21 protein-coding genes, 1 tRNA gene and 2 pseudogenes are annotated in these 24,428 nt (G+C 56.8%); 9 read left to right on the top strand and 15 right to left on the bottom strand.

Annotated features, from left to right (window positions below; genetic code table 11):
- Positions 1–3: 3 nt before the first annotated feature.
- The 5 genes from cysW to dibA form a co-directional block, all read right to left on the bottom strand.
- The gene (gene cysW, locus DYL61_RS07890; protein ID WP_105698345.1) at positions 4–876 is read right to left on the bottom strand and encodes a sulfate ABC transporter permease subunit CysW; all 873 of its coding nucleotides are present in this window, start codon (positions 874–876) and stop codon (positions 4–6) included.
- Between the two features lie 13 nt (positions 877–889).
- A complete protein-coding gene (gene cysT / locus DYL61_RS07885; protein WP_105698344.1) occupies positions 890–1,708 on the bottom strand; it encodes a sulfate ABC transporter permease subunit CysT in 819 nt (272 codons plus the stop codon).
- 220 nt (positions 1,709–1,928) lie between these two features.
- A complete protein-coding gene (locus tag DYL61_RS07880; protein ID WP_105698343.1) occupies positions 1,929–2,939 on the bottom strand; it encodes a sulfate ABC transporter substrate-binding protein in 1,011 nt (336 codons plus the stop codon).
- Between the two features lie 74 nt (positions 2,940–3,013).
- Entirely contained in the window at positions 3,014–3,196 is a 183-nt protein-coding gene (gene oscA, locus DYL61_RS07875) for a sulfur starvation response protein OscA (protein ID WP_003170956.1), read from the bottom strand.
- Between the two features lie 320 nt (positions 3,197–3,516).
- Positions 3,517–5,430 carry a phosphodiesterase DibA gene (gene dibA / locus DYL61_RS07870; protein WP_135307862.1) on the bottom strand — a complete coding sequence of 638 codons (1,914 nt, stop codon included), beginning with the start codon at positions 5,428–5,430 and terminating at the stop codon, positions 3,517–3,519.
- Positions 5,431–5,596: 166 nt separating this feature from the next.
- Here dibA and desA point away from each other — a divergent pair, with 166 nt between their 5' ends.
- Both desA and DYL61_RS07860 read left to right on the top strand, forming a co-directional pair.
- Complete coding sequence (gene desA / locus DYL61_RS07865; RefSeq protein ID WP_135307861.1) at positions 5,597–6,781, top strand: delta-9 fatty acid desaturase DesA; 1,185 nt, start codon at positions 5,597–5,599, stop codon at positions 6,779–6,781.
- 188 nt (positions 6,782–6,969) lie between these two features.
- Positions 6,970–7,971: a sensor domain-containing diguanylate cyclase gene (locus DYL61_RS07860; RefSeq protein WP_135307860.1), complete on the top strand. Its 1,002-nt coding sequence runs from the start codon at positions 6,970–6,972 to the stop codon at positions 7,969–7,971.
- Positions 7,972–8,114: 143 nt separating this feature from the next.
- On the opposite strand, the gene DYL61_RS07855 is transcribed toward DYL61_RS07860, so the two are convergent.
- The 3 genes from DYL61_RS07855 to gabD form a co-directional block, all read right to left on the bottom strand.
- On the bottom strand, positions 8,115–9,323 hold the full coding sequence (locus tag DYL61_RS07855; RefSeq protein WP_135307859.1) for an HDOD domain-containing protein: 1,209 nt from the start codon (positions 9,321–9,323) through the stop codon (positions 8,115–8,117).
- Positions 9,324–9,462: 139 nt separating this feature from the next.
- Positions 9,463–10,740, bottom strand: coding sequence for a 4-aminobutyrate--2-oxoglutarate transaminase (gene gabT / locus DYL61_RS07850; protein ID WP_105698338.1), 1,278 nt, complete (start codon positions 10,738–10,740; stop codon positions 9,463–9,465).
- Between the two features lie 182 nt (positions 10,741–10,922).
- Positions 10,923–12,365: an NADP-dependent succinate-semialdehyde dehydrogenase gene (gene gabD, locus DYL61_RS07845; protein ID WP_105698337.1), complete on the bottom strand. Its 1,443-nt coding sequence runs from the start codon at positions 12,363–12,365 to the stop codon at positions 10,923–10,925.
- A 369-nt stretch (positions 12,366–12,734) separates the two neighbouring features.
- On the opposite strand from gabD, the gene DYL61_RS07840 reads away from it, so the two are divergent.
- The 5 genes from DYL61_RS07840 to DYL61_RS07815 all read left to right on the top strand — a co-directional run bounded on the left by DYL61_RS07840 (position 12,735) and on the right by DYL61_RS07815 (position 17,130).
- Positions 12,735–12,811, top strand: a tRNA-Arg gene (locus tag DYL61_RS07840).
- 105 nt (positions 12,812–12,916) lie between these two features.
- Positions 12,917–13,999, top strand: coding sequence for a site-specific integrase (locus DYL61_RS07835; protein ID WP_238704548.1), 1,083 nt, complete (start codon positions 12,917–12,919; stop codon positions 13,997–13,999).
- A gap of 501 nt (positions 14,000–14,500) precedes the next feature.
- Positions 14,501–15,010 (top strand): hypothetical protein, encoded by a 510-nt coding sequence (locus DYL61_RS07830; RefSeq protein WP_135307858.1) that lies wholly within the window; start codon positions 14,501–14,503, stop codon positions 15,008–15,010.
- A gap of 73 nt (positions 15,011–15,083) precedes the next feature.
- Positions 15,084–15,458, top strand: coding sequence for a hypothetical protein (locus DYL61_RS31450; RefSeq protein ID WP_202978027.1), 375 nt, complete (start codon positions 15,084–15,086; stop codon positions 15,456–15,458).
- A gap of 889 nt (positions 15,459–16,347) precedes the next feature.
- Positions 16,348–17,130, top strand: a complete 783-nt coding sequence (locus DYL61_RS07815) for a hypothetical protein (protein WP_095014230.1) — start codon at positions 16,348–16,350, stop codon at positions 17,128–17,130.
- Between the two features lie 683 nt (positions 17,131–17,813).
- Here the strand turns inward: DYL61_RS07815 and DYL61_RS07805 are convergent.
- Positions 17,814–18,389, bottom strand: a complete 576-nt coding sequence (locus tag DYL61_RS07805; RefSeq protein ID WP_095014228.1) for a hypothetical protein — start codon at positions 18,387–18,389, stop codon at positions 17,814–17,816.
- Between the two features lie 109 nt (positions 18,390–18,498).
- Here DYL61_RS07805 and DYL61_RS07800 point away from each other — a divergent pair, with 109 nt between their 5' ends.
- On the top strand, positions 18,499–18,852 hold the full coding sequence (locus tag DYL61_RS07800; RefSeq protein ID WP_238704547.1) for a hypothetical protein: 354 nt from the start codon (positions 18,499–18,501) through the stop codon (positions 18,850–18,852).
- A gap of 887 nt (positions 18,853–19,739) precedes the next feature.
- Here the strand turns inward: DYL61_RS07800 and DYL61_RS07790 are convergent.
- From DYL61_RS07790 to DYL61_RS07780, 3 genes are read right to left on the bottom strand one after another with little or no spacing between them, the layout of a single operon-like run.
- Complete coding sequence (locus tag DYL61_RS07790; protein WP_095014225.1) at positions 19,740–20,048, bottom strand: hypothetical protein; 309 nt, start codon at positions 20,046–20,048, stop codon at positions 19,740–19,742.
- Entirely contained in the window at positions 20,038–20,286 is a 249-nt protein-coding gene (locus tag DYL61_RS07785) for a hypothetical protein (RefSeq protein WP_135307856.1), read from the bottom strand. Before DYL61_RS07785 ends, DYL61_RS07790 begins: the two co-directional genes overlap by 11 nt.
- A 41-nt stretch (positions 20,287–20,327) precedes the next feature.
- Positions 20,328–20,867 (bottom strand): hypothetical protein, encoded by a 540-nt coding sequence (locus tag DYL61_RS07780; RefSeq protein ID WP_095014223.1) that lies wholly within the window; start codon positions 20,865–20,867, stop codon positions 20,328–20,330.
- Between the two features lie 100 nt (positions 20,868–20,967).
- Here DYL61_RS07780 and DYL61_RS07775 point away from each other — a divergent pair, with 100 nt between their 5' ends.
- On the top strand, positions 20,968–21,219 hold the full coding sequence (locus DYL61_RS07775) for a helix-turn-helix domain-containing protein (RefSeq protein ID WP_095014222.1): 252 nt from the start codon (positions 20,968–20,970) through the stop codon (positions 21,217–21,219).
- A gap of 90 nt (positions 21,220–21,309) precedes the next feature.
- Here the strand turns inward: DYL61_RS07775 and DYL61_RS07770 are convergent, their stop codons facing one another.
- From DYL61_RS07770 to istA, 3 genes and pseudogenes are all read right to left on the bottom strand, one after another.
- On the bottom strand, positions 21,310–21,963 hold the full coding sequence (locus DYL61_RS07770; RefSeq protein WP_095014221.1) for a type I restriction enzyme endonuclease domain-containing protein: 654 nt from the start codon (positions 21,961–21,963) through the stop codon (positions 21,310–21,312).
- An 81-nt stretch (positions 21,964–22,044) separates the two neighbouring features.
- A pseudogene (gene istB / locus DYL61_RS07765) lies at positions 22,045–22,832 on the bottom strand (IS21-like element ISPsy20 family helper ATPase IstB).
- A pseudogene (gene istA, locus DYL61_RS07760) lies at positions 22,825–24,313 on the bottom strand (IS21 family transposase). The pseudogenes istB and istA overlap by 8 nt, the downstream one beginning before the upstream one ends.
- Positions 24,314–24,428 lie beyond the last annotated feature (115 nt).

The following is a 24,428-nucleotide window of genomic DNA, read 5'->3' as shown; positions in this document are numbered from 1 at the left end:
GACTTATTCCTCACCGGCACTGTTGCGCAGGCGGTTGATACGGTTCTCGCTCCACTGCTTGAGCAGCAGGATAAAGAGCGCCAGGATCAGCAGCAGGCTGGCCACCGCAAACGCGGCAACGTGGTTGTATTCGTTATAGAGAATCTCGACGTGCAGCGGCAGGGTGTTGGTGACGCCGCGGATGTGGCCCGACACCACCGACACCGCGCCAAACTCACCCATGGCCCGTGCGGTACACAGCACCACGCCGTAGATCAGGCCCCATTTGATGTTCGGCACGGTCACGTGCCAGAACATCTGCCAGCCATTGGCACCGAGCAGGCGCGCCGCTTCTTCTTCCTGGGTGCCCTGTTCCTGCATCAGCGGGATCAGTTCACGGGCCACGAAAGGCACGGTAACGAAGATGGTCGCCAGCACAATGCCGGGCAAGGCAAACACGATCTGAATGTCGTGATCGGCCAACCACGGGCCAAAGAAGCCCTGGGCACCGAACATCAGCACGTAGACCAGACCGGCGATCACCGGCGACACCGAAAACGGCAGGTCGATCAGCGTCACCAGGATGCTCTTGCCACGGAACGAGTACTTGCTCACGCACCAGGCGGCGCTGACGCCGAACACCACGTTGAGCGGCACCGAGATCACTACCGCAATCACCGTGAGTTTCAGCGCCGACAGCGCGTCGGGTTCAAGGATCGCGGTGAAGAACGCGCCGAGGCCGTTCTTCAAGCCCTGAGTCACCACGATCAGCAGCGGCAGCAGCAGGAACAGCGTGAACACCAGCCAGCCAAGGCCGATCAGGATACGTCGCGAGGTCGCACTGCCACGACGGGCGGCGTTGGCCGAGGACGCGGCGGAAATAGACGATTGGGACATGTTCCGCGCCTCCTTATGGACGTTCGATGCGCCGCTGCAACAAGTTGATCAGCAGCAGCAGGACAAAGGAAACCACCAGCATCAGCACGCCGATGGAGGTGGCGCCGCGGTAGTCGTATTGGTCGAGCTTGACCATGATCAGCAGCGGCAGGATCTCGGTTTTCATCGGCATGTTGCCGGCGATGAAAATCACCGAGCCGTACTCACCGACGCCACGGGCAAAGGCCAGGGCGAAACCGGTCAGCCAGGCCGGCAGCAAGGCGGGCACGAGGATATGGCGGAACACCTGGATCGGCTTGGCCCCCAAACAGGCGGCGGCCTCTTCGACTTCCCGAGGGATATCCGCCAGTACCGGCTGCACCGTCCGCACCACGAAAGGCAGCGTGACGAAGGTCAGCGCCAGGGTGATACCCAACGGGGTGTAGGCAATTTTGAAGCCCAGGTCGGCGGCAAATTGGCCGACGAAACCGTTAGGCGTGTACAGCGCGGTCAACGCGATACCGGCAACGGCCGTGGGCAGGGCGAACGGCAGGTCGATCATCGCATCGATGATCTTGCGACCGGGGAAGGTGTAGCGCACCAGCACCCAGGCCAGCAGCGTGCCGATCACGCCGTTGATCAGCGCAGCGTACAACGCGGTGCTGAAGCTCAACTTCAACGCCGCCAGCACGCGCGGTGCGGAGATGATGTTCCAGAACTGATCCCAGGTGAGTTGAGCGGCGTGTACAAACATCGCCGCCAGGGGGATGAGTACGATCAGGCTGAGGTACACCACGGTGTAGCCCAGCGTCAGCCCGAAGCCGGGTATGACGGGGGAGATACGACGCGACATAAGAGTCCTTGGTTAAAAGGTAGAAACCACTGTAGGTGCGCGCCACTTAGGGAGAGTTAACCTACTGTGGCGAGGGAGCTTGCTCCCGCTGGAGCGCGAAGCGCTCCCAAACCGGTATCCGCTGCCTGGTTTGGGGCTGCTTCGCAGCCCAGCGGGAGCAAGCTCCCTCGCCACAGTAAGAGCCTCTCCACAGAAGGTGAGCGCCTACAGGTACTTTGGCTTACTGCGCGGTGTAGATCTGGTCGAACACGCCACCGTCGTTAAAGAATTTCGGTTGGGCAGTTTTCCAGCCGCCGAAGTCTTTGTCGATAGTCACCAGGTCCAGTTTCGGGAACTGCTGGACGTATTTGGCGGCCACTTTTGCGTCACGTGGGCGGTAGAAGTTTTTCGCCGCGATCTCCTGGCCAGCCGGACTGTACAGGTGTTTCAGGTACTCGGTGGCGATCTCGGTGTTGCCCTTTTTCTCGGCGTTCTTGTCGACCACGGCCACTGGCGGCTCGGCGAGGATCGACAGGGACGGTACGACGATATCGAACTTGTCGGCGCCGCCGTCTTCTTTCAGCGCCAGGAAGGCTTCGTTTTCCCAGGCCAGCAACACGTCACCCTGACCGTTGTTGACGAAGGTGATGGTCGAGCCGCGCGCGCCGGTGTCCAGCACAGGCACGTGCTTGAACAGCTCTTTCACGTATTCCTGGGCCTTGGCTTCGCTGCCACCGGATTTGAGGCCGTAGGCCCAGGCGGCGAGGAAGTTCCAGCGGGCGCCGCCGGAGGTTTTCGGGTTCGGGGTGATCACGGAGACGTCTTTCTTGATCAGGTCGCCCCAGTCCTTGATGCCTTTAGGGTTGCCCTTGCGCACCAGGAACACGATGGTCGAGGTGTACGGGGTGCTTGCGTCCGGCAGGCGGGTCTGCCAGTTTTCCGGCAGGGTCTTGCCCAGCTTGGCGATTTCGTCGATGTCACCGGCCAGGGCCAGGGTGACCACGTCGGCACGCAGGCCGTCGATCACGGCACGGCCTTGCTTGCCCGAACCACCGTGGGATTGCTGGATCTTGACGTTGTCACCTGGGTGGGACTCTTTCCAGAACTTGGTGAACTCAGCGTTGTAGTCCTGGTACAGCTCACGGGTCGGGTCGTACGAGACGTTGAGCAACTCGTAGTCCTTGGCAACGGCGGAACCTGCAAACACGGCACTGGCCAGGGCGGCCAGGGCATAACGGCGAATCGACGACATAGAAGCTCCTGAAAATTCTGGGTGTTGGCTTTTTCTTATAGTTGCGGGTCTAGCATGCGAATCGCCGTCACGGCTCAGCTCGGTTTGTTGCCCGGGTTCTGCAGACGGAATTTTTCTTTGCGTTCAATCTGTACCACTTGCGCGTTATGCACAGTGATTTCCACCGCGCCAAACCGCAGATCGCGCAATGCGCTCTGGATCTCACGCAAAATGGCTGCTTCGTCCTGGCCGTCGACGCTACGTAGAGATGCGCTCATGGTCTCGCTCCTGAAATGAAAAGTGCGTGCCTTGCAGTGGCGGCACTGCGTGTGGCGTGAGGGCGATAGTAGATAAGCGCGGATATTCTTAAAAATACTATTTAAGAATGTTTATATAACTAGAAAGAATTTTCTGGTGGGGCGTGGGGTTGCGCGGGGATTTTGCAGATTTATGCAGAAATAAAGCCTTGAGAAGATCCAAATGTGGGAGGGGGCTTGCCCCCGATGGTGGTGTATCAGTCGCTAATTAGTTGGCTGACACTCCCTCATCGGGGGCAAGTCGAATCGTCGCACCGCCCCTCCCACACTTTGACTGCATTTCAAGTTTGGATGATGGGCGCCCTGTTCCAGTCGATCTCTACCGCCGGCACCGGTCGCCCAAACCAATACCCCTGCCCCATATCGCACTCCTGCTCCAACAAGAACCGCGCCTGTTCCACCTGCTCGATTCCTTCGGCATGCACCTGCATGCCCATGCTTTTCGCCAGGGCGATCACCACGCGCACAATCGCGGCGTCGTCCTCATCCCACGGCAAGCCGGCGACAAAGCCCTGGTCGATCTTGAGCTTCTGCACCGGCAGGCGCTTGAGGCGCAGCAGCGAGGAATAACCGGTGCCGAAATCATCAATGGCCAGGCGCAAGCCCAGTTCACGCAGGCGGTGCAGTTGTTCCAGGGCCACCTCCGGGTCGTCCATCACGGCGCTTTCTGTGACTTCCAACTCCAGGAATGCAGGGTCCAAACCGGTGGCATGCAGCACCTGGGCAACCTGGTCGTAGAGTTCACGCCGGGCGAACAGGCGGCTGGAAACATTCACGGCAATAAAGGTCAGCGGCACACCGCCCGCCAGCCATTGGCACATCTGGCGGCAGGACTGGTCCAGCACCCAGGCGTCGATCTCGGCAATCAACCCGGTACGTTCGGCAATGGGGATAAAGTCCCCCGGCGGCACCAACCCACGCTCCGGGTGCTGCCAGCGCACCAGCGCTTCGACCCCGATCAGGCGGCTAGTGTGCAAGTCGTGCACCGGTTGGTAGTAGACGCACAGCTCTTGCTGGTCGAGGGCGCGGCGCAGTTCGCTGGCGATTTCCACGCGGTTCTGCGCATGGGCAGTGAGTTCTTCGGTGTACAACGCGTAGCCCTCGCGGCCGGCACTCTTGGCCTTGAACAACGCGGAATCGGCGTTGCGCAGCAACTGCTCGGCGCTGCGCGCATCGCTGGGGAACAGGCTGATGCCGATGCTGGTGCTGATAAACAACTGGTGGCCGTCGAAGATGAACGGCTGTTTCATCGCATCCAGAATGCGCTGCGCCAGTGCAGCCGCCTGCACCACCTGTGGACAACTTTCCGCCAGCACCGCGAATTCATCCCCACCCAGGCGCGCCAGGGTCACGCCGGAGCCGAACAGGCCCCGGAGCCGCTCGCCCACCAGTTTGAGCAATTGGTCGCCGACGTTATGGCCCAGGCTGTCGTTGATGATCTTGAAGTGATCCAGGTCCAGCAACAGCAGGGCGCAGCCGCGCTTGTGGGCTTGCGCCGAGGCCAGCGCCTGTTCGGCGCGGTCGGTGAAGAGCAAGCGATTGGGCAGGTCGGTCAGCGGGTCATGGTGAGCGAGGTGGGCCAGTTCGTGTTCCGAATCCTTGATGGCGCTGATATCGGAAAACACCGCGACATAGTGGCTGACTTGGCCCTGGTCATCGTGGATCACCCGGATGGTTTGCCACTGTGGATAAATTTCACCGCTTTTGCGCCGGTTCCAGATTTCGCCGCTCCATTCGCCGATGCGCGCCAGGCTCTGGAACATCTGTTGGTAAAAACTCGACGAATGGCGCCCCGACTTGAACAGGCTGGGCTGCTGACCCATGACGTCCTCACGGGTGTAGCCGGTGATCTCCATAAAAGCCCGGTTCACATGCACGATCACGCCCTTGGCGTCGGTGACCAGCACGCCTTCGCGGGTGCAATCGAACACGGCGGCGGCCTGGCGCAAGCGCTCGCGGTTTTCTCGCAGCGGTTGCTGCAAAAGGTTGGCCCGGGCAAACCGTGCGCAAATCCAGTAGATAGCCAGCGCACTCAACGCGACCCACACGTAACCGCGCACCTGTAACCAGTGCCCCAACTCCCGAGGTTCATCGAGAAAGTTGATCAATAGTTGGTTGCTGAGCTGGAGCCACACAACCGAAACCAGCAGGTATACCAGCCCCGCACGCAGGGCACCTCGGTATGAAAACAGCATATGGTCAGTAATCCTTACCAAAAAAACAGAATCGCCCAACAAAGGCTGCGGATTATAGAATAAGAAACATCCAGTCACTCCTATCTGAAAGGCCGGCTGGTTTTCTCTGTAGGCTTAGTGATAATGCGTGAGCTGTTCTTTTCTTTATCTGAGGGCCATACAGCCTATGTGGTACAACGGTTTTCTTGACCTGTCAGCCTGGCAACTGGTGGCGGTCACTCTGTTGATGACCCACGTGACCATCGTCGCGGTCACGGTTTATCTGCACCGCTATTCAGCCCATCGCTCCCTGGAGCTCAATGCCGGCCTGAAACACTTCTTCCGCTTCTGGCTGTGGCTGACCACGGCGCAGAACACCCGCGAGTGGACCGCCATCCACCGTAAGCACCACGCCAAATGCGAAACCGTCGACGACCCGCACAGCCCGGTGATCAAGGGTTTATCGACCGTTCTGCGCAAAGGTGCAGAACTGTACCGCGCCGAAGCGGAAAACCCCGAGACCCTGCGCATCTACGGCAAGAACTGCCCGGACGACTGGATCGAGCGCAAGATCTACACCCCTTACCCGCTGCTGGGCGTGGCGATCATGGGCGTGATCGACCTGCTGCTGTTCGGCACCATCGGCATCACCATCTGGGCGATCCAGATGATGTGGATTCCGTTCTGGGCTGCCGGCGTGATCAACGGCCTGGGTCATGCCGTAGGCTATCGCAACTTCGAATGCCGTGACGCGGCGACCAACCTGGTGCCGTGGGGCATCATCGTCGGTGGCGAAGAGCTGCACAACAACCACCATACCTACCCGAACTCGGCCAAGCTGTCGGTGAAAAAGTGGGAGTTCGACTTGGGCTGGGCCTGGATCAAGGTGTTCAGCTGGCTGCGCCTGGCCAAGGTGCAGCGTGTGGCGCCAATTGCCCACCGCGTCGAGGGCAAAGGCCACCTGGACATGGACACTGCCATGGCAATCCTCAACAACCGCTTCCAGATCATGGCCCAGTACCGCAAGCTGGTGATCGGCCCGCTGGTCAAGCAAGAGCTGGAGAAGGTCGATCATTCGGTGCGTCACCAGTTCCATCGCGCCAAACGCTTGCTGTCGCGGGAAACCAGCTTGCTGGATGATCGCCATCACGTGCGCATCCAAAGCATGCTGGAGCACAGCCACGCGCTGAAAGTGATCTATGAGAAGCGCCTGGCGCTGCAACAGATCTGGGTCAAGACCAGCTCCAACGGCCACGATATGCTCGCAGCCATCAAGGAATGGGTGCACGAAGCCGAGGCCAGCGGCATCCAGTCCCTGCGGGATTTTGCTCACCAATTGAAGACCTATTCGCTGCGTCCTGCGGCAGCCTGACGGTGCGGCGGGAGGGCTTGCTCTCCCGCCCATCAGCTTTTTGGCGCCATTTCTCGGGCAGCGCCAATCCGTCCCCTTGACGGAACTTCACCGCGATTCCCCTCTCTCAAAGAACACTTCGCCATCATGGTGGCCCCTTGTAGCGACCGCTGTTTTACCTCGCGGCGCGCCCAGAGAGAGTTGTGCCGATGGTTCACGAAACGCCCTACGTAACTGCCCCCCCAACCGTTGAACATACGCGTCCAGCGGCGGCTGCCACCCTGCTGGCGCTGATGCACGCCCAGGGTGAAGTGGAGCGGTTGAGCGAGCGTGAGCAGTTGCTGAGTTCACTGCTGGTGAGTGTGAACGCGGTGTTATGGGCCGTCGATTGGGAATCACGCCGCGTGCTGTATGTGAGCCCCGCCTACGAACGCGTGTTCGGACGGTCTGCCGGGTTGTTGCTGGCCGATCATCGGGAATGGCGCAACAGCATCCACCCCGAAGACCTCGACTACGCCGAACACAGCCTGCACCGCGTGTTGGAACACGGCGCCGTGGAAGACCGCGAGTACCGCATCATCACCGCCGACGGGCAGATCCGCTGGCTCAGTGACAAGTGCTACATCAACCAACAGGCCGAGCCTGGCGAGCCGGTGATCGTGGTGGGGATGGCCGAAGACATCACCGAAAAGAAGCAGCTTGAACTTGAACTGCACCGCCTGGCCACCACCGACGCACTCACCCAGAGCAGCAACCGCCGGCATTTTTTCGAATGCGCCAACCAGGCCTTCGACAGTGCCTGCGCCCAGGGCGCGCCGCTGGCTTTCCTGCTGCTGGATATCGATGATTTCAAGGAGGTCAACGATACCTACGGCCACCTGGAGGGCGATCAGGTGCTGCGGCGTATCGCCGAGAGCGGTCGCGGGGTATTGCGTCGTGGCGACCTGTTCGGACGCATTGGGGGTGAGGAGTTCGCCGCCGTACTGCCGGGGTGTGCGCCGGAGATGGCACTGCAGGTGGCTGAGCGGCTGGGTAAAGAGATCCAGCAATTGACGTTCAGCTATGACGGGCAGGACTTTAACGTGACCATCAGCCAGGGCTTGGCCAATCTCAGTGAACAGGATTCAACCCTCGACAGCCTGTTTGCGCGGGCGGATGCGGCCATGTATGAGGCCAAGCGCTTGGGCAAGAACCGGGTGGTTGCGGGCTAAAGCCGAGCACATCCAGCTAGTTCAACACAGGTCAAATGTGGGAGGGGGCTTGTCCCCGATTGCGGTGTATCAGCCTACACATCAGTGACTGATCCACCGCTATCGGGGGCAAGCCCCCTCCCACACTTGGATCTCATCGAGCTTTAAGCTTTGCGCACACGGGTCAATTCAGACAAACCCACCTTGAGCAGCCGCGCCGTCTTGCTACTCGCCAGCGCCTCCAGCCCTTCATGCTCCGTCAACCGCGCCATCTGCGCGGCCAGATTCACCACCAGCGCATCACGGGCATACACCCCGCCCTCCAGCGAATAGATCGCCGCGATCAACTGGCGCAGTTCCAGCGGCAAACGCCAACGGGCGCGCAATGCCGAGCCATAAGCAGCGCCAAAGTTATACAGCGACTCGCCGATGGTTTCGTCATCCAGCGCACCGCCGCCCTGGCGCCAGTCTTCCAGGCAGCGCAACAACGCCAGGTCACCCAACCGATGCAAGATGCCCGCGCTGTAACAGCGCTCGTGATCCAGCTCCAGCATGCGCGCCAGGCGGCGGGCATAGTCAGCCGTGTCTTGGGACAACTGCCAATGGCGCTCGGCATAAGCCACCAGCGCCGGGTCGCCCAGCACCACGTTGTGCTTGAGGGCCAGGCCCAGGATCAGGTTCATGCTTTGCCCGGCCGCCAGCTTGTGCAGGGCTGCCGGTAGGGTCTGCACCGGTGTGCCGTGATGGCCGGCGCTGTTGGCGGCAGCAATCAGTACGGCGGTGATTTGTGGATCAAGCCGCACCTGGTCTTCCAGGCGCTTGAGATCCAGGCCGTTGGGACCCAGGCTGCGTTGCACCGCCGCTTTCACATCGACACGCAGGGGCGCGCCATCGGAGGCTTCGCGACGACGCTCCAGGAACACCGGCAAGGTCATGCCAGGCGCCAGCGGTGGAATTTCGCAGTAAACACTTTCGCCTTCGTGCAGCAGCAAGTCTTGCAGACGCTGGGTCAGGCTTTCCATGTTCAGGGGTTTGGTCAGGTACGCCGTGGGCGCCAGGGGCAAGGCTTCGCGCACGCTGGCGCTGTCATTGCGGCTGCTCAGCAGAATGAACGGCAGCGCAGGCGAGCGGCGCTTCTGGCGCACATTGCGCAGCAAACTCAGGCCATCGATGCCCGGCAACTCCCAATCCGCCAGGATCAGGTCATAGGCCTTCTCTCGCAGCAATGTCGCCGCTTGCTGGCCATCGGCGCACACATCCAGCCGGGCGTCGCAGCGCACATTCAATAAAACCTGCTTGAGCAAATCCCGCGACCAAGGGTCCGCTTCGGCAATCAGCACTCGGGGTACAGCCGGCAACTCAACAACACTCATCCAGCACGCTCCATCGGCAATGCTTGCACCTTAGACAATGCTGCCGCCTACGTACAATGAACAACGCCTGAATGTGCTGCACAGGGCACAAAAAAACCCGCCGAAGCGGGTTTTTTCTGTCGATCAGGTCAGCTTGTGCTTACAGCTCTGCGAAGCACTCTTCGATGATCGCCAAGCCTTTGTCCAACTGCTCGTCCGGCGAGGTCAGCGGAACCAGTACGCGCAACACGTTGCCGTAGGTGCCGCAGCTCAGCAGGATCAGGCCCTTCTCACGCGCCTTGGCCACCACGGAGGCAACGGCAGCGGCGTTCGGCTTGTGAGTGTCGCCGTCGTCGAACAGCTCGACCGCAATCATTGCGCCCAGGGCACGCACTTCACCGATCACCGGGTACTTGGCCTGGATGGCTTTCAGGCCAGTGACCAGACGTTCGCCAACAGCCTTGCAGCGGTCCAGCAGGTGTTCTTCTTCGAACACTTCCATCACCGCCAGCGCCGCGGCGCAAGCGATCGGGCTACCGGCGTAGGTGCCGCCCAGGCCGCCTGGCGCGATGGCGTCCATGTACTCGGCCTTGCCGCACACACCGGCCAACGGGAAGCCGCCCGCGATGGATTTGGCGAAGGTGGTCAGGTCGGCAGCAACGCCCATCTGTTCCATGGCGAAGAACGTACCGGTACGACCGGCACCGGTTTGCACTTCGTCGGCGATCAGCAGGATGCCGTGCTTGTCGCACAGTTCGCGCAGGCGCTTCATGAAGGCTTTAGGCGCGACGTAGAAACCGCCTTCGCCCTGCACCGGCTCGATGATGATCGCAGCGATATCACGCGGCTCGGCATCGTTCTTGAAGATGCGTTCGATGCTGGCGATGGAATCGTCGTCGCTCACACCGTGCAGTTCATTCGGGTACAGCGCGCGGAACACGCCGCCTGGCATCAGGCCCATGCCGGCCGAGTACGGCACGACTTTGCCGGTGAGGCCCAGGGTCATCATGGTACGGCCATGGTAGGCACCGGTGAAGGCGATCACGCCGGCGCGGCCAGTGGCGGCACGCGCAATTTTCACGGCGTTTTCGACGGCTTCGGAACCGGTGGTGACCAGCAGGGTTTTCTTGGCGAAATCGCCCGGCACCTTGGCGTTCACTTTTTCACACACTTCAACGTAAGGCTCGTAGGCCAGTACCTGGAAGCAAGTGTGGGTCAGCTTGTTCAGTTGCTCGGTCACGGCGGCGATGATTTTAGGGTGCACGTGGCCGGTGTTCAGTACGGCGATACCGCCGGCGAAGTCGATGAACTCGCGACCTTCAACGTCGGTCACGGTGGCGTTCTTCGCCGACTCTGCGAAGATCGGGTGGATCTGGCCAACACCGCGCGGAACAGCGGATTCGCGGCGTTTCATCAGGGATGCGTTGGTCTTGCTCATAAAGTCCTCATTCGCCACTCATCGGGTGGCGCGGTCCAAGGAATACGTGGCGGGGAGGAGGCTGCGACAGCATGCGATGATCGACTGCCACAGCATTCCCGGCCACTACGAATAACGTCTTGAAACACGCAAAGGGTCAGCGCTCTCGTGCCCTCTGCGTTTGTTGCAATCTCTTACAGAGCTTAGATGCCCAGGCAGAGGTATTTGATTTCCAGGTAGTCCTCGATCCCGTACTTGGAACCTTCACGGCCCAGGCCCGAAGCCTTGATGCCGCCGAATGGCGCCACTTCGTTGGAGATCAACCCGGTGTTGACGCCGACCATGCCGTATTCCAGGGCTTCGGCCACACGGAACACACGGCCCAGGTCGCGGGCATAGAAGTAGGACGCCAGGCCGAACTCGGTGTCGTTGGACATCGCGATCACTTCGGCTTCGTCCTTGAAACGGAACAACGGCGCCAGTGGGCCGAAGGTTTCTTCCTTGGCCACGGCGGCGTCTTTCGGCACATCGACCAGGATCGTCGGCTCGAAGAAGTTACCCTCGATCACTTTGCCACCGCTGAGCAGCTTGGCGCCCTTCTTCACCGCGTCGGCGATGTGTTCCTGCACCTTGGCGACGGCTTTTTCATCGATTAGCGGGCCGGTGGTGGTGCCGTCTTCCAGACCGTTGCCGATCTTCAACTTGGCCACGGCGACCTTGAGTTTTTCCGCAAACGCGTCGTACACCGAATCCTGAATGTACAGGCGGTTGGCGCAGACGCAGGTCTGGCCGTTGTTGCGGTACTTGGAGATGATCGCGCCTTCGACGGCCTTATCCAGGTCCGCGTCGTCGAACACGATGAACGGCGCGTTGCCGCCCAGTTCCAGGGAGACTTTCTTGATGTCCTTGGCGCATTCAGCCATCAGCTGGCGACCGATTTCAGTCGAGCCGGTGAAGGACAATTTGCGCACGATCGGGTTGCTGGTGAGCTCGCCACCGATGTCGCCGGCACTGCCGGTGACCACGCTCAGCACGCCTTTCGGGATACCGGCACGGTGCGCCAGCTCAACCAGGGCCAGGGCCGAGAACGGGGTTTGCGAAGCGGGTTTGATCACCATGGTGCAACCGGCAGCCAGCGCTGGGCCGGCTTTGCGGGTGATCATCGCCGCCGGGAAGTTCCACGGGGTAATGGCAGCGGTCACGCCGATAGGCTGCTTGATCACGATCAGGCGCTTGTCGGGTTGGTGGCCAGGAATCACGTCACCATAGATGCGCTTGGCTTCTTCGGCGAACCACTCGATGAAAGACGCGGCGTAGGCGATTTCGCCCTTGGCTTCGGCCAGCGGCTTGCCTTGCTCGAGGGTCATCAGGCGACCGAGGTCGTCCTGGTTTTCGATCAGCAATTCGAACCAACGGCGCAGCTTGTTGGCGCGCTCCTTGGCGGTCAGTGCACGCCAGGCCGGCAAGGCGTTGTTGGCGGCTTCGATGGCACGGCGGGTTTCCGCGGCGCCCATCTTTGGCACGGTGCCGAGAATTTCGCCCGTGGCAGGGTTGTTGACCTTGATGGTTTGACCGTTGTCCGCATCCACCCAAGCCCCATCGATAAAGGCTTGCTGGCGGAACAACTGGGCATCTTTAAGCTGCATGTCGGCTTTCCTTAACAGCACCGCGCGCACGCGGAGCGAATTAGAGTTGTTGAAAGGCGCCTTGTGGGCTGCCGTCAGGGAAATCAGCCCCGGCGCGCGAGGAGGGAAATAGCGCACGGGACACGAAGCGTTTGAAATCTCAAACGAATCCTAGGATCAATGGGGGTACAGGGCAATAGTCTGTTCGAAAAAAAGAACGAAAACCGCCCTTTTGCCGAAACTTTCTGATCGGCGTATTTCGACCGGGTTCCACCGCCTTGACCAGCGGCGCCCGACTTAGGGCTGCGGGGCACCGATTTCCTACGCTCCAGCGGCCAAAAACCAGCATGGACGCCCATGGTCGACATGGGTATGATGTCGCCCGCACAAGCATCCGTAGCTCAGCTGGATAGAGTACTGCCCTCCGAAGGCAGGGGTCGTGGGTTCGAATCCCGCCGGGTGCACCATCTTCTTTCCCTTGTATTACAAGGGGATAGCGCTCCTGACAGAAACCTGTCCTAGTCCTGAAAGTCGTTTTTGCCACAAATTTGCCACACTCAAAAGTGGCGGGAATGGTCGAAATGGCAACAATCAGGAATCGCGGCGAGTATCAGTGGGAAGCGCAAATCCGCCGTAAGGGCTACCCAGCCCAGCGCAAAACCTTCGAAACCAAATCCGATGCCCAGGCCTGGGCACGCATGATCGAAAGCGAAATCGACCGGGGGATTTTTGTCTCTCGCGTCGAGGCTGAACGCACCGCCTTTCATCAACTTATTGATCGCTACATCTCCGAGATCGCTCCAAAGCACAAAGGCGCCTATTCGGAAATTAAACGCCTGGAAGCGCTAAAGCGGCACCCGTTGGCGACACGCATCGTCGCCACCCTCACCTCCTCCGATTTTGCCCGCTACCGTGATGAGCGCCTGAAAATCCGCAAGGGCAACACGGTTAAGCGCGAACTCGCATTGTTTCAGTGTGTGATCGAGGTTGCTCGCCGCGAGTGGGGAATTCATCTTGCCGAGAACCCAGTCAGGATGGTCAGCCGTCCCAGCTACAACGACGAACGCTCGCGGCGGCTCGACCCAGTTGAAGAGGAATACATTCTCAACGCCCTGGAGCTTCGTGAGCGCCGTGCTGACGGCACCTATGCCGACTCCTCACACAATCCATGGATACGGCCCATCGTCCAACTCGCGATTGAGACAGCCATGCGCCGTGGCGAAATTTTCGAGCTGCGCTGGAAGCATGTGAACCTAGATCGCAGGACCGCGCATCTTCCAGCGACTAAGAACGGACTGCCCAGAACCGTCCCGCTTTCACCAAAGGCTATTCAACTGTTGAAGGACTTGCCGCGCTCGCTGTGCGGTCGAGTCTTCCCCACCACCGCTGACGCTCTCAAGAAGGCCTTTGTGCGAGGCCTGGAGCGAGCAAGGCTGAAATACCTGGGGGATTGCGGGGCAGCGCAGGTAACGCCTCAGGAAGACTTCCTGATCAATCTACGCTTTCACGATCTGCGGCATGAAGCAACTTGTCGGCTTGCGACCAAGCTGCCGAATTTGATCGAGCTGGCCAGCGTGACGGGGCATCGGGAGGTGAACATGCTGAAGCGGTATTACAACATTACTGCGGAGGAGCTGGCAGCAAAGCTGGCCTGATAGGACCCGCCCGTTTGTGGGTGCTGTATAGACCGGCCTCAATTACATCAGACTTTGATTTGCATTGGGGCTCGACCAGCACAGCTTAGGATTTTGACCAGTAAAAGTTGGCCCAATGCAAACGTTCGGACCGTCTACGAGCTAGGGGCGATTCATCCGGCCGTGGGCGCTTAGACGGTCGACCTGGATGTATTCCAGGTCGCTGCGCAGCGGCAAGCGGGCGTCGATCAAATCGGCGCGCAACAATGGATATACGACGTGCCCATTTCAAGGATGTGCTCACGCGGCTACCGAAGCAGCGAGCCCGATAGATCGAGCAGCTGCCGCATCAGTGGATGCCTGCTTGATCGACGCAAAATGTGTTCGCTGGCCGCTCGCGAATCAATTCTCCTGCAATAGCCAGTTTTAACCACCTCCGATAGTCGAGTGCTGAGCCTACTGTTGACTCAGGGCCTCAGAATCAGCGAATGTTAACTGATGAAATCCATGGACGGAACCAAGATGCGCAATATCCTCAAGACAGTCCTGTTGATTTCTTCAGCGGCACCGACGTTGTTGGTCGCAGCAGCTATCGAAATTTTTAGTACACATGCAATGACCCTTTTTACGTGGCAGTTGATCATTGTAGGGACAATCGGCACCTTTCTCCCACTTTTGATCCTACGACTCATTCACTCTCAGGGCGAGATCTTCCCATTTAAGGCTAAGAAGGTAGAGTCGAATGATTATTTTATTTTAGTTTTTCTTATCAGCTACCTAATGCCTTTAGTCACAAAAATAACCGCGTTCGACGCCACGTGGACGTGTTCAATCTTTGTGGCACTTATGATCACTGGATGGTTTGTCTCCAATATCCCTGTACACCCTTTTCTATTCTTCGTGGGCTACCACTTCTATAAAGTCGAGTCCGAGGATGGCATGGTTTATACCCTCCTAACAAAGTCACGTCTGAAGTCTCCTAGGCCGGTGACTTCCGTCAAGAAAATATCCGACAGTATGCTAATAGAGTAATGAAATACTGCATCTGTTTGCCTTAACTAAAGACCCTGCCCAACGCATCGTCCGCTTTGCGCTATCTCAGCCTGTGCAAACCGAACTTACCGATCTTCTACATACACAAGAGGCAGAGTTTGACGAAGCTGACCAAGAAATTGAATTTGATGGAAGTTATAAGCCAGACGATGACGAGGTCTTATTCATTGACGATTTTGACGATATCGACGATCTAGCGGCTGCTATTGGGAACCCGCTAGCCATCGCAGAAGTTGAACCAACGGAGGAGTTTTTCACGTTAATAAAAGCTCTATTTTCAGGTTATGCAGCTGACGGAGGTGGAGTACGCATACCACTTCAAAACTTTGATAAACGAAGAATAATATCGACACGAGGCCTATCAATATTCCACGCAGCTAACGTCTATAAAAAAAATAGAAGGAATCGGGCTTACTCTCGACTATAAACTTACAGCGATTCTAGATGGAGGCAGGCTTAAATTCTTCAGCTTTCATGCTGCTCGCCAGATCTTTGACCTTAGCGAATATTACAAGACCGCTACAGATGAGGACGTAAACGGCTTCGCTCTAATTCCAACTTTGTCAGTAGCTAGCGCGCCGGAGTTGCTAATGATAGCTGACTCTTGGGTGCGCAGAAAGATTTCGCTAATCCAGCAAAGTGGCATACTGCAATCAATACCCATAGGAACGATGAAGCCAGCTGCGCAAGAATTCAATGTACCCTTCAACACCATTACTGCCGCTGGCGGGGTTGAGCAACTAATCTTACCACTTCAAAAAGCAGAGCTCAAAAAAGTTCTTCGCTTTCTTGATGAGGATTACTACAAATCTCCGCTTTCTAGTACGAATTTCGTAACCAATTCAAAGAGGCGCCTATAAACTCCGCAAGGTGAGGTACTTACAGGCCTCTGTTAAAAAGATGTCCTAGCTACAAGAAGCTCAATTGGCGAAGTCTGTGTCGACCAGATCAATCGAGCGATAACCCGATGCCAGTAGATTATGAAACTATCCAAAAAATACAGAAGCTTGGCGACGACGTCCTGATCGGCGTATCTGAGGTTGCCGCATTGACGGGATTCAGCGTGCTTACGGTCCGTCAGCGTAAGTTGCCGGGACTGGAGCCTGTACCGGGCCTGTCACGGCTACGATGGAGACTAGGCGACCTAAGAGCATGGATGCGCACCGGCAACACTGAAAGCCTTCATCGCCCATCCATGCCAAATGCCTCATCAAGTTCAAAACGTACAGGGAGGCCCACCAAGAAAACGCAGGTGGAGGCGCGACAATGATCGTCCCGTACGTCATCGCCCTAACTTTGCACCAGGAGCGGTGAGGATGGGCAGACAACGAACCATCAGGGATCAAAATTTTTGGCGCTCGCCGCGCCTGTTGAATTGCAGCACTGAGGACAAGGTCGCATTGCTGCATCTACTAACAGGTCCCGACAGCAATATCACGGGCGTGTATCCCCTCGTGCCTCGCATTGCAGGAGCTGAGATTGGCTGGACGGCAGAACAATGGTTGCAAGTCATGCATCGCCTGCAGGATGAAGGCCTCGCTAGATACGATCAGGCGAAATATATTGTTTGGGTACGTATATGGTGGGACCACCACACCGCCACGCAGGTGACAGGGCCGAAGCTAAGAGCAAGAGCAATTGAGGAAATTCGCCGTGTCCCGAGCGAATGGCTTGATGATTTCCTACGCGATTTTAACGACAGACTGGATGATGGTCAGCAACGCTTGATCAACGATGCCCTCTTCCCGCGGCCAAACTCAGCGGTAGGAGATGTATCGATACCACAAGCATGCGGTATCGATACCGTATCGGACCAGGGTCGGCATAACACCAAACCTCAACCTAAACCATCAACTGAAACCAAAACGACCACTAGCTCTTCCTATGAACTGGACATGTCCGGAATCCCCGCAGAATATCAGACGGATGTTCATAGAGCGCTTGTAAAGGCGAAGACCACGGGAAAGCTTCGAAATGGGGCTCAGCTTGTCGTCAGTGCGATGGCAGAAAGGTTTCGTTCCGCATCGGGTAAACCGCAGGACGCCATGGCGCTAACCATGTATTTGGCTGAACATCTGAATAGATCCGGTTCACCGTAAGCAGCAGGTATAGGGTCATGGCAGAAGTCAGTCCAATTCGAGAGGAAGAATGCTATGGCAGGTCGAAGCCATGCAGTCATTGATCGAATAATCGTACAAGCCCGGATTTGGCAATGGGATATGTCGTGGTCCTTTGGAATGGCCACGCATGCCGATACCAGGCTAATCGGTGACCATTATTCAGAGCATGCTTCGATAAAGCTGCACGGCTCCATCCGATATCCCGAAGTGTTCAAATACCCGATATTGGAATGCTGCCTATACGTTGACCCGCTACTCCTAGACGGGAAGGCGGCACCTCGCTGCATCGGCTCAATGCAGGCGTCAGGCAAAAGTCTGGTTGCGTATGTAGCTATTCACAACGAGCGATTCAACAGTCTAGTGGTCGCTGCAAATCGTCTCGTCGCCTTGGAGATCAATGCAGAGCCGTTGAGGTACCGTAAGGCCAGGATCATGGGCATTCACCTCAGCACAGAGCTGGAGCCTGATTGGTAATGGCATTAGCTTGATCGCGGCAGCTATCCTAAATGTAAGTCATGGCGCGATGAAGCGACTTGATGGCTTGCTACCAAGCTACCGAGTGTGACCGAGCTTGCCAGTGTCACCGGGCATTGCGAGATAAACACGTTGGAGGGCTACTACAACATTAGGACCGAAGCGCTGGTGGCCAAGCAGGCCTGAGGCTAATCAGCTATATCCAATGCTAGGGAACGTGCGAGCTCCCTCGCTTCATCGTTTCTTCGAATAGAAACGATTGCTTCTTCCTCTCGTTCCAAGTCCTTGAGTGCTAGGTTTTCATAAAAGCGCCTAACCATTTCCTCTCTGTGTATTTCAGTCGCTGATACGAGGCGCTTACGTTCGTTCAATAGCTCGCGTGCACTGATTTGGGCGACCTCGCATAGATGGGCTTTTGACATCAAATCGCGGCACATCCACGCGCTGATCCACTGCTGCCCCAGCGCCCAGAAAACCAATCGCTGAAACGTCCTCCATGACATCCGGGTATGACCGCTGATGTATCGGCGAAATGTCCTGGCCTCGACAGCAAATTCTAATTCCGCTATGGCACATTCAAGCTGAATTTTCGGCAACCGTGATTTCCGCAAAATCCCAGTGAACAAATAGCTCACTAGACTGAGTGGCACTCGAACCGCGAAATTTTTCCGCTCGCTTAAAAAATGGGTGTGGAGCTCCCGAGCCATAAGCTCGAATGCTTCATACTCCTCAACACCCAAGGTTTCAGATTCTGTTTTTTGCATGCAACCATTCTTCAGCTAACAGCAGCGCCTGTCAAAAACGTATCCTGGATCTCGGGATGCCTCCCAGCTGACAGTCGACGCAGTCCCCAACAGCCGAGCGACAGTCACGATGAGCATCGATTACGAAGCATTCAAAAATCCAGAAACTACCACGCGACGTACTGGTACTGATCAGCAGGAGGTCTCAACGATGAACCAACCATCAGATGCTCATAGACTGGAAATCGCCCAGGACGTCTTGGGTTGCTTGATAGCGTTGCGTTCCGAGTCGATTTTCTACGAGCGGAAGAAAGCCCAACCGAATTTTGAAATCATCAGCCAGTGGAAAGCAGAACGGAACACCCTCTTCGACCTGACGCGCAGTTTGAACTGTAACGACCGGGATACCATCGAGAATGTCATCGCGACCTATGGCCCCTCTGCCAGAGCTCTGTTTGATCAGGAAGGTAGTCTGAGCAGCTAGCCCTGCGCACCGGCTACACAAGGTTCGTATCAGTTAAGGCGTTCCACTTTTACTGACATGCGTTCAGCCGCCCTGAGATGCTGCACCTAATTTGAATCGGGCGGCGTGGAGCGTCTGGAAGGTTTTGACTCGGGAATGAGCTCAGGTATCAGCTTGAGCTCTCCCGCATAGACCATGAGGGTTCCGCACCTGGTAAACGGCTTACCACCGTTCATCGCGCCTACAGATTTCCGTCGCAGTGCAAGCGAGCACATTTTCTTCAGCCAGGTTTCACTCATAGTGTTTACTCCAGTTGTGGATGACGTGCCCAGATTTGCCTACCTCATGCCTCCCTCAGCATCACCAGATTGACCTTTCCCTGTGCTGCCAGATGTTTTTCTTTTCTTACCCGAGCAATCCACGCACAGTCACCAACGGCAAACGCGCGCACTTCAAAATACTGACACCATCACAGGCAACGCCCTGCTTCGTACAGCGTCGTGTTGCGGTGTTTTCTGAAAATTACCGCGCTCACTTCACAAAATATTTTGATGATCAATTTTGTTAGGCCGATGGCGTCTGATTCTTGTGTCTGTCGAGTCATTGGACGATTCCCTCTGCACCCTCCCCAACGATGCTTTTATTCATCGAGGGCTAAGAAATCCAGGACCAACGGACAGACAACTTTTAGTCACCAACATCGTGCACAAAGGCTGCAACCATTTGGAGGATAAGGACTGGGACAGGGTAGGGTTTGTACTCCCGCCATGAATGGCGTACGTACAACAGGCAACGCGGCAGTCGTTTCACTTCTTTGCTTCGCCTACCGTCCCTGCTCAGGGCAAGCCCCGAGACCCCACTGCGGCCAATGGCCGAAAGTTTTGGTAAAACGCGCTGCCGTCGATGGCTCACAACTCGGTAGAGATGCCTGACAGCGCAAGAACCTCATGCTCTGCAAGCCCTTGCCTCCGCTGCGTCAATCCGAGGGGCGAAATGAGCGCCTCATGCTCGACGATTTGCTGTTCAAGCAACCGCCCTAAAAGCAGCAGCTCTCCCTGTGCTTCAAGTGCGCGAAGCTGCTCGGGAGAATTAAACGCCCAACGGTCAAGAATCTGCCAGCCGCAGGCATGATACGAAGTCGATCGGCGGACAGAATCGATGGTCGTAGCCGCCAAGACGCCGGACGCGATTCTCAATGGCGTGTGGTTAATCAGCATGGGCAGATTCCCTTTGTTTTAGGCAATTGATCATTCGTGTATTCTGCGCAATGGAAGAGGTTCTGAAGCCGCCTTTGCTTCTTAGCTCTCGAATGTGAGCGAGCGAAAAACCGAGAGTGGATAGGACGGCAACATCGTCAGCGGCCAGCGCTTGATTGGCCAAACGCATAGTGGCGTTGGCTTGCTTCAGTTGAGCGATATCTAGCTGCCAAACACTGCCTGCGGTTACGTCGGTCATCGGGCCACTCCGAATAGCTAAGTGAAGGCTCCATCATCCAGCTAAGTGCTGAAGATTGAATGCAGCCGTGCCTCCGTATTGGTCACGTCGGTCGTTTTAAGCGCGAGGCTAAACGTCGGAATTGCCAAATCGCTGGTCAACAGCTCCAACCGATGGTTGCTCTTGCCGACTGGAAGGATGCGCCAGGAGCGAATCTCGTCCAAACGGAAGAGATGACCGTCCTGACCAACGGGGTAGGCCAGCAACATTTGTGATTGCAGGTCGACACCAACGTAGGCGTCATTGATCTTCGCGAACACTTCGACTTGAGGGCGGAACCCTTCAGCCTGATAGCCCGCGACCATTCTCCTAAGCTTTTCGGCATAGCGTTGGTTGATTCTGGAGAACATCCATCCGCCACCGACGAAGTAGAGAACCAAGACCCAGAACAGCCAACGAATCGCCGGGTCTTCGCTACTGGTTAAACCCAGAAAGAAAGGCAGGTTGAAGCCAGAAAAAACCACCACGACTAGCAAAAGCGCACCCACCGGCAGACACCCGACGGCCCATGCCACCCGAAATAACTCCCAGACCAGTCTCATACAGCCTCCTAAACCAAGCGAATGCAAACAAAATAACTGAAAGTCAGATATCCCAAAAGCAGATATAGCTTGATTAGCCATTCCTTGCCTGGAAACGGCTATGACCAAGGCTATTTACCGACGCGAACACGTGATCTTTCTGCGGGTGCTAAAGCGTATGCGCGTTGAATCAGGGATGACCCAGGCCCAGTGCTCCGCAGCGCTAGGAAGGCCGCAGTCGTTCATGAGTGATGTCGAGAGAGGGGTAAGACGGCTGGATACGGTTCAGCTTCGTGACTTGTGCCTTGTTCTGAATAGTGACCTCGTAAGCTTCGCCGCCGCGTTCGAGGCCACCCTTAGGGAGGGCTCATGAAGGGACGCGGAAAACAGGTACAAATTGACGGGCCCAGGACAACGGGCGTTCCTTCTTTGGTGGCGCTTCAGATAGTATCCGCAGCCAAAATCAAGCAGCCCACTTTCGCCCCTCGCTCGCATAGCCCACTATCAACTCGAATACATTGTCGCACTTCTCTTTAAACGTCACGCGATCATAGCTATCAGGAAGATTACTGTGTAGAACCTGTTCCACTGTAGTTCTAACCACACGCTTGCTTTGACCGTCCTTAAACCAATCCTGCACTAAAACTTTAGGTTGGCCTTCTAAAAGTCGAATCAAAAGAGACTTGGCTGCTAGTTTAACCTTTTGATTTTCCTCAATCGTCATATTTTCTTTCTTCAGAAGATCAAATAGCTCCAATTCGTCTTCGCTCAGTCCCTCTTGAGTATGACGCTCTGCCTCGGAGCTGAGTGCTTCGAGATAAAGCATCAACTCCTCGTGATAGTCTTCAGTAGCAGAACCACCGGAGTTATAACGGTCAATGATCTCCCGCAAGCGTTGGGCAAAGTCGCTACGGGTTTTATTGGCGGCTAGCATCTGCGCCACCTTTCTTTCCAGAAATCCACGCAGATCGGCGATTTCAATATTCTTATAAGTAGTTTGCTTGAACTCTTCGCGTAGTTTGTCGAAATCAATATTGTGTTGGCGCTGATTGAAAAGTGACCCACCCTGCCGATTGAAAATTGACCCAGGACGGATTGCTGATTTTTGCCCCAGCAATTGTGGATAAGCTTAGCAGCAGTAGTCCGATTGAAGACGCATCAAGCCCCACCGCATGCAGCAGGGCATTTATGGTGCGGATCAAAATGGCTCATCGTCCTCGACATCATCTCCGTCCTTGCGCTTTCGTTCCCGTGACTTGATCTTTGTCTGGGCGGCCAAGGTGCTGTGTTGTAGGCGATAGGACTCGTTGCCCTTTTCGACGATGTGGCAGTGATGTGTCAGCCGATCCAACAACGCGGTGGTCATCTTGGCGTCGCCAAACACACTCGACGATTCCGAGAAGCTGAGGTTGGTGGTGATGACCACGCTGGTGTGTTCGTACAGTTTGGACAGCAGGTGAAATAACAGGGCACCGCCGCTTTGGCTAAAGGGCAAATATCCCAGCTCATCCAGTATCACCAGGTCTGGGCGATTCGCCCTGCCTTGCCATCGTACTTCTCACGCTCCAGCAGATTCACCAGATCCACCGTGGAAAAGAAGCGCAGGCGTTTGTTGTGGGCCGTGATTCCGGATACAGCCAAGGCACTGGCCAGGTGTGTTTTCCCGGTTCCAGGGCCGCCGATGAACACGACATTCTGCGCCGTTTCAGTGAACGCCAAGCTGGATAGATCGCTGACCAGCCGGGCATCAGCGCTGGAAGCGCTGAAGTCAAAGCCAGCTAGGTCACGGTGCATGGGGAGTTTTGCCATGTTCATCTGATGATTCACCGAGCGCACCGCGCGATCCGCATGTTCCTGCTGAAGCAGATGTTCCAGCAGCCATTTCGATGAAGCCGTCGACGCTGTTCCTTGAGAGACCAGTTCTTCCCAGGCACTGGCCATGCCGTGCAGGCGAAGTTCTTTGAGTTCAGTCATTAGGTCACGCATTGCGATTCTCCTCATCGGTCGCACGGAGCCGGTCGTAGCGTGCCGTATTGGCAACAGGCGCGACCTTGAGTTGCAGGCTGGTTTCTACACAGGGAGGCGGTGCGGTGGAGGTCAGGCGGGCAACGACATTTAGGATGTGATCGGCGCTCAGACTTCCCGATTCAAGTACCAGCTCCACCGCCACCAGCACTGGTTCGAGACCCGCAATTGGCACAGCAGCCAGTACCTGCATCATGATTCGATCACCCTTGGTGTGACGCCTCAGTCCTCGTTTGAGAAGCCGTAACGGTTTTGGCAGGTCGGCAAATGGCGCGCCATTGCGCAATGCACCAGGCTTGCGTTCGATGAGTGGGATGTAGTGCTGCCAGTCAAAACTGACCTGATCTCGATCAAAGAGGCGCTCATGGCTGGCGATCACCGTTTCGTCGGTAATGACCACGATCCGCGAAGGGTACAAACGGCTGCTGACCCACTGGCCGACTCGCTCACATGGCACTGAATAGCGATTTCGCGCCACGCTGATCAGACAGGTGCTGGAGACCCGCACGGTACGCTCGACGTAGCCCTCAAATGCCGTCGGCATTGGCATCATTTCGACCTGCTCCAGCTCCAAGACCTCGGCCACCGTCAGCCCGTTGTACTGCGGATGCACCAGTTCGCTCCAGAGCGACCGGCAACGCTGGCCGAGCCAGACATTCAGTTCCTCAAAGGTATGGAACATGCAATTTTGAGCATCGAGCCAGATTGTCCTGCACGTTCTTTTCGACGATGCCTTTCTCCCAGCCAGAGGCCACGTTGCAGAAGTCCGGATCGAACAGATAGTGCGCGCACATCACGGAAAACCGGGCGTTGACCGTGCGGCCTTTGCCTTTGTTAACCTTGTCGACAGCCGTTTTCATGTTGTCGTAGATGCCGCGACGCGGCACACCACCCAACGCTCTAAACGAACGGGTGTGGGCATCAAACAGCATCTCGTGGCCTTGGCTGGGGTACGCAACCAACCAGAATGCGCGGCTTGCGCACAGCTTCATGTGGGAGACCTGGATACGTCGAAAAAGACCACCGATCAGCAGACCTTCTTCGCTCCAGTCAAATTGAAAGGCCTCACCGAGCGCAAACGTCAGCGGTACAAAAGCGCGTAAAGACTTGCCTTGCTCGCCTCGCCAAGAGCGCACAAACGCCGTGAGCTGGCTGTAACCGCCGTCATAACCCTCGGCCTTGATCTGCTCAAAAAGTGCTTTGGCGCTCCTGCGGTTGTGTTTTGGCCGGAACGAATCGGCCTTGAGCGCCTGCTCCAGGGTCTCGCGAAAAGGGCTGAGCTTATTGAAGGTTGCGCACCGTTGGTACGCTGGCTGAGTGGCTTCGGGCGCTCTGACCCATTTTCGGATGGTGTTTCTAGACAGCCCGGTACGCTTGGCTATCTGATGCAGCGAGAGCTTGTCGCGGAAGTACATCCGCCGGATTTTTCCCAACATTTCCATGCTGATCACCCTGTGATCTCCTGCTCGAAAAGTGAGCAGAAGCAGTTGAACACCTGGGTCAGTTTTCAGTCGGCAGAACAGCCTCTACTGGGTCAGTTTTCGGTCAGCGGCAACA

Origin of the sequence: Pseudomonas nabeulensis, assembly GCF_004682045.1 — a bacterium.
Lineage (GTDB): Bacteria > Pseudomonadota > Gammaproteobacteria > Pseudomonadales > Pseudomonadaceae > Aquipseudomonas > Aquipseudomonas nabeulensis.
The sequence above is the reverse complement of the archived record's forward strand: the minus strand, read 5'-3'. Positions and strand labels throughout refer to the sequence as shown.

What these genes read in the sequence shown, in the direction of transcription:
- oscA (WP_003170956.1), bottom strand. Translation starts at nt 3,196, where the DNA reads ATGAGCGCATCTCTACGTAGCGTCGACGGCCAGGACGAAGCAGCCATT.
- cysT (WP_105698344.1), bottom strand. Translation starts at nt 1,708, where the DNA reads ATGTCGCGTCGTATCTCCCCCGTCATACCCGGCTTCGGGCTGACGCTG.
- DYL61_RS07785 (WP_135307856.1), bottom strand. Translation starts at nt 20,286, where the DNA reads ATGACCGACGTAACCGCAGGCAGTGTTTGGCAGCTAGATATCGCTCAA.
- DYL61_RS07805 (WP_095014228.1), bottom strand. Translation starts at nt 18,389, where the DNA reads ATGCAAAAAACAGAATCTGAAACCTTGGGTGTTGAGGAGTATGAAGCA.
- DYL61_RS07880 (WP_105698343.1), bottom strand. Translation starts at nt 2,939, where the DNA reads ATGTCGTCGATTCGCCGTTATGCCCTGGCCGCCCTGGCCAGTGCCGTG.
- DYL61_RS07780 (WP_095014223.1), bottom strand. Translation starts at nt 20,867, where the DNA reads ATGAGACTGGTCTGGGAGTTATTTCGGGTGGCATGGGCCGTCGGGTGT.
- gabT (WP_105698338.1), bottom strand. Translation starts at nt 10,740, where the DNA reads ATGAGCAAGACCAACGCATCCCTGATGAAACGCCGCGAATCCGCTGTT.
- DYL61_RS07835 (WP_238704548.1), top strand. Translation starts at nt 12,917, where the DNA reads ATGGTCGAAATGGCAACAATCAGGAATCGCGGCGAGTATCAGTGGGAA.
- DYL61_RS07800 (WP_238704547.1), top strand. Translation starts at nt 18,499, where the DNA reads ATGAGCATCGATTACGAAGCATTCAAAAATCCAGAAACTACCACGCGA.
- DYL61_RS07830 (WP_135307858.1), top strand. Translation starts at nt 14,501, where the DNA reads ATGCGCAATATCCTCAAGACAGTCCTGTTGATTTCTTCAGCGGCACCG.
- DYL61_RS07860 (WP_135307860.1), top strand. Translation starts at nt 6,970, where the DNA reads ATGGTTCACGAAACGCCCTACGTAACTGCCCCCCCAACCGTTGAACAT.
- DYL61_RS07775 (WP_095014222.1), top strand. Translation starts at nt 20,968, where the DNA reads ATGACCAAGGCTATTTACCGACGCGAACACGTGATCTTTCTGCGGGTG.
- DYL61_RS07815 (WP_095014230.1), top strand. Translation starts at nt 16,348, where the DNA reads ATGGGCAGACAACGAACCATCAGGGATCAAAATTTTTGGCGCTCGCCG.
- DYL61_RS07855 (WP_135307859.1), bottom strand. Translation starts at nt 9,323, where the DNA reads ATGAGTGTTGTTGAGTTGCCGGCTGTACCCCGAGTGCTGATTGCCGAA.
- cysW (WP_105698345.1), bottom strand. Translation starts at nt 876, where the DNA reads ATGTCCCAATCGTCTATTTCCGCCGCGTCCTCGGCCAACGCCGCCCGT.
- gabD (WP_105698337.1), bottom strand. Translation starts at nt 12,365, where the DNA reads ATGCAGCTTAAAGATGCCCAGTTGTTCCGCCAGCAAGCCTTTATCGAT.
- desA (WP_135307861.1), top strand. Translation starts at nt 5,597, where the DNA reads ATGTGGTACAACGGTTTTCTTGACCTGTCAGCCTGGCAACTGGTGGCG.
- DYL61_RS07790 (WP_095014225.1), bottom strand. Translation starts at nt 20,048, where the DNA reads ATGCTGATTAACCACACGCCATTGAGAATCGCGTCCGGCGTCTTGGCG.
- dibA (WP_135307862.1), bottom strand. Translation starts at nt 5,430, where the DNA reads ATGCTGTTTTCATACCGAGGTGCCCTGCGTGCGGGGCTGGTATACCTG.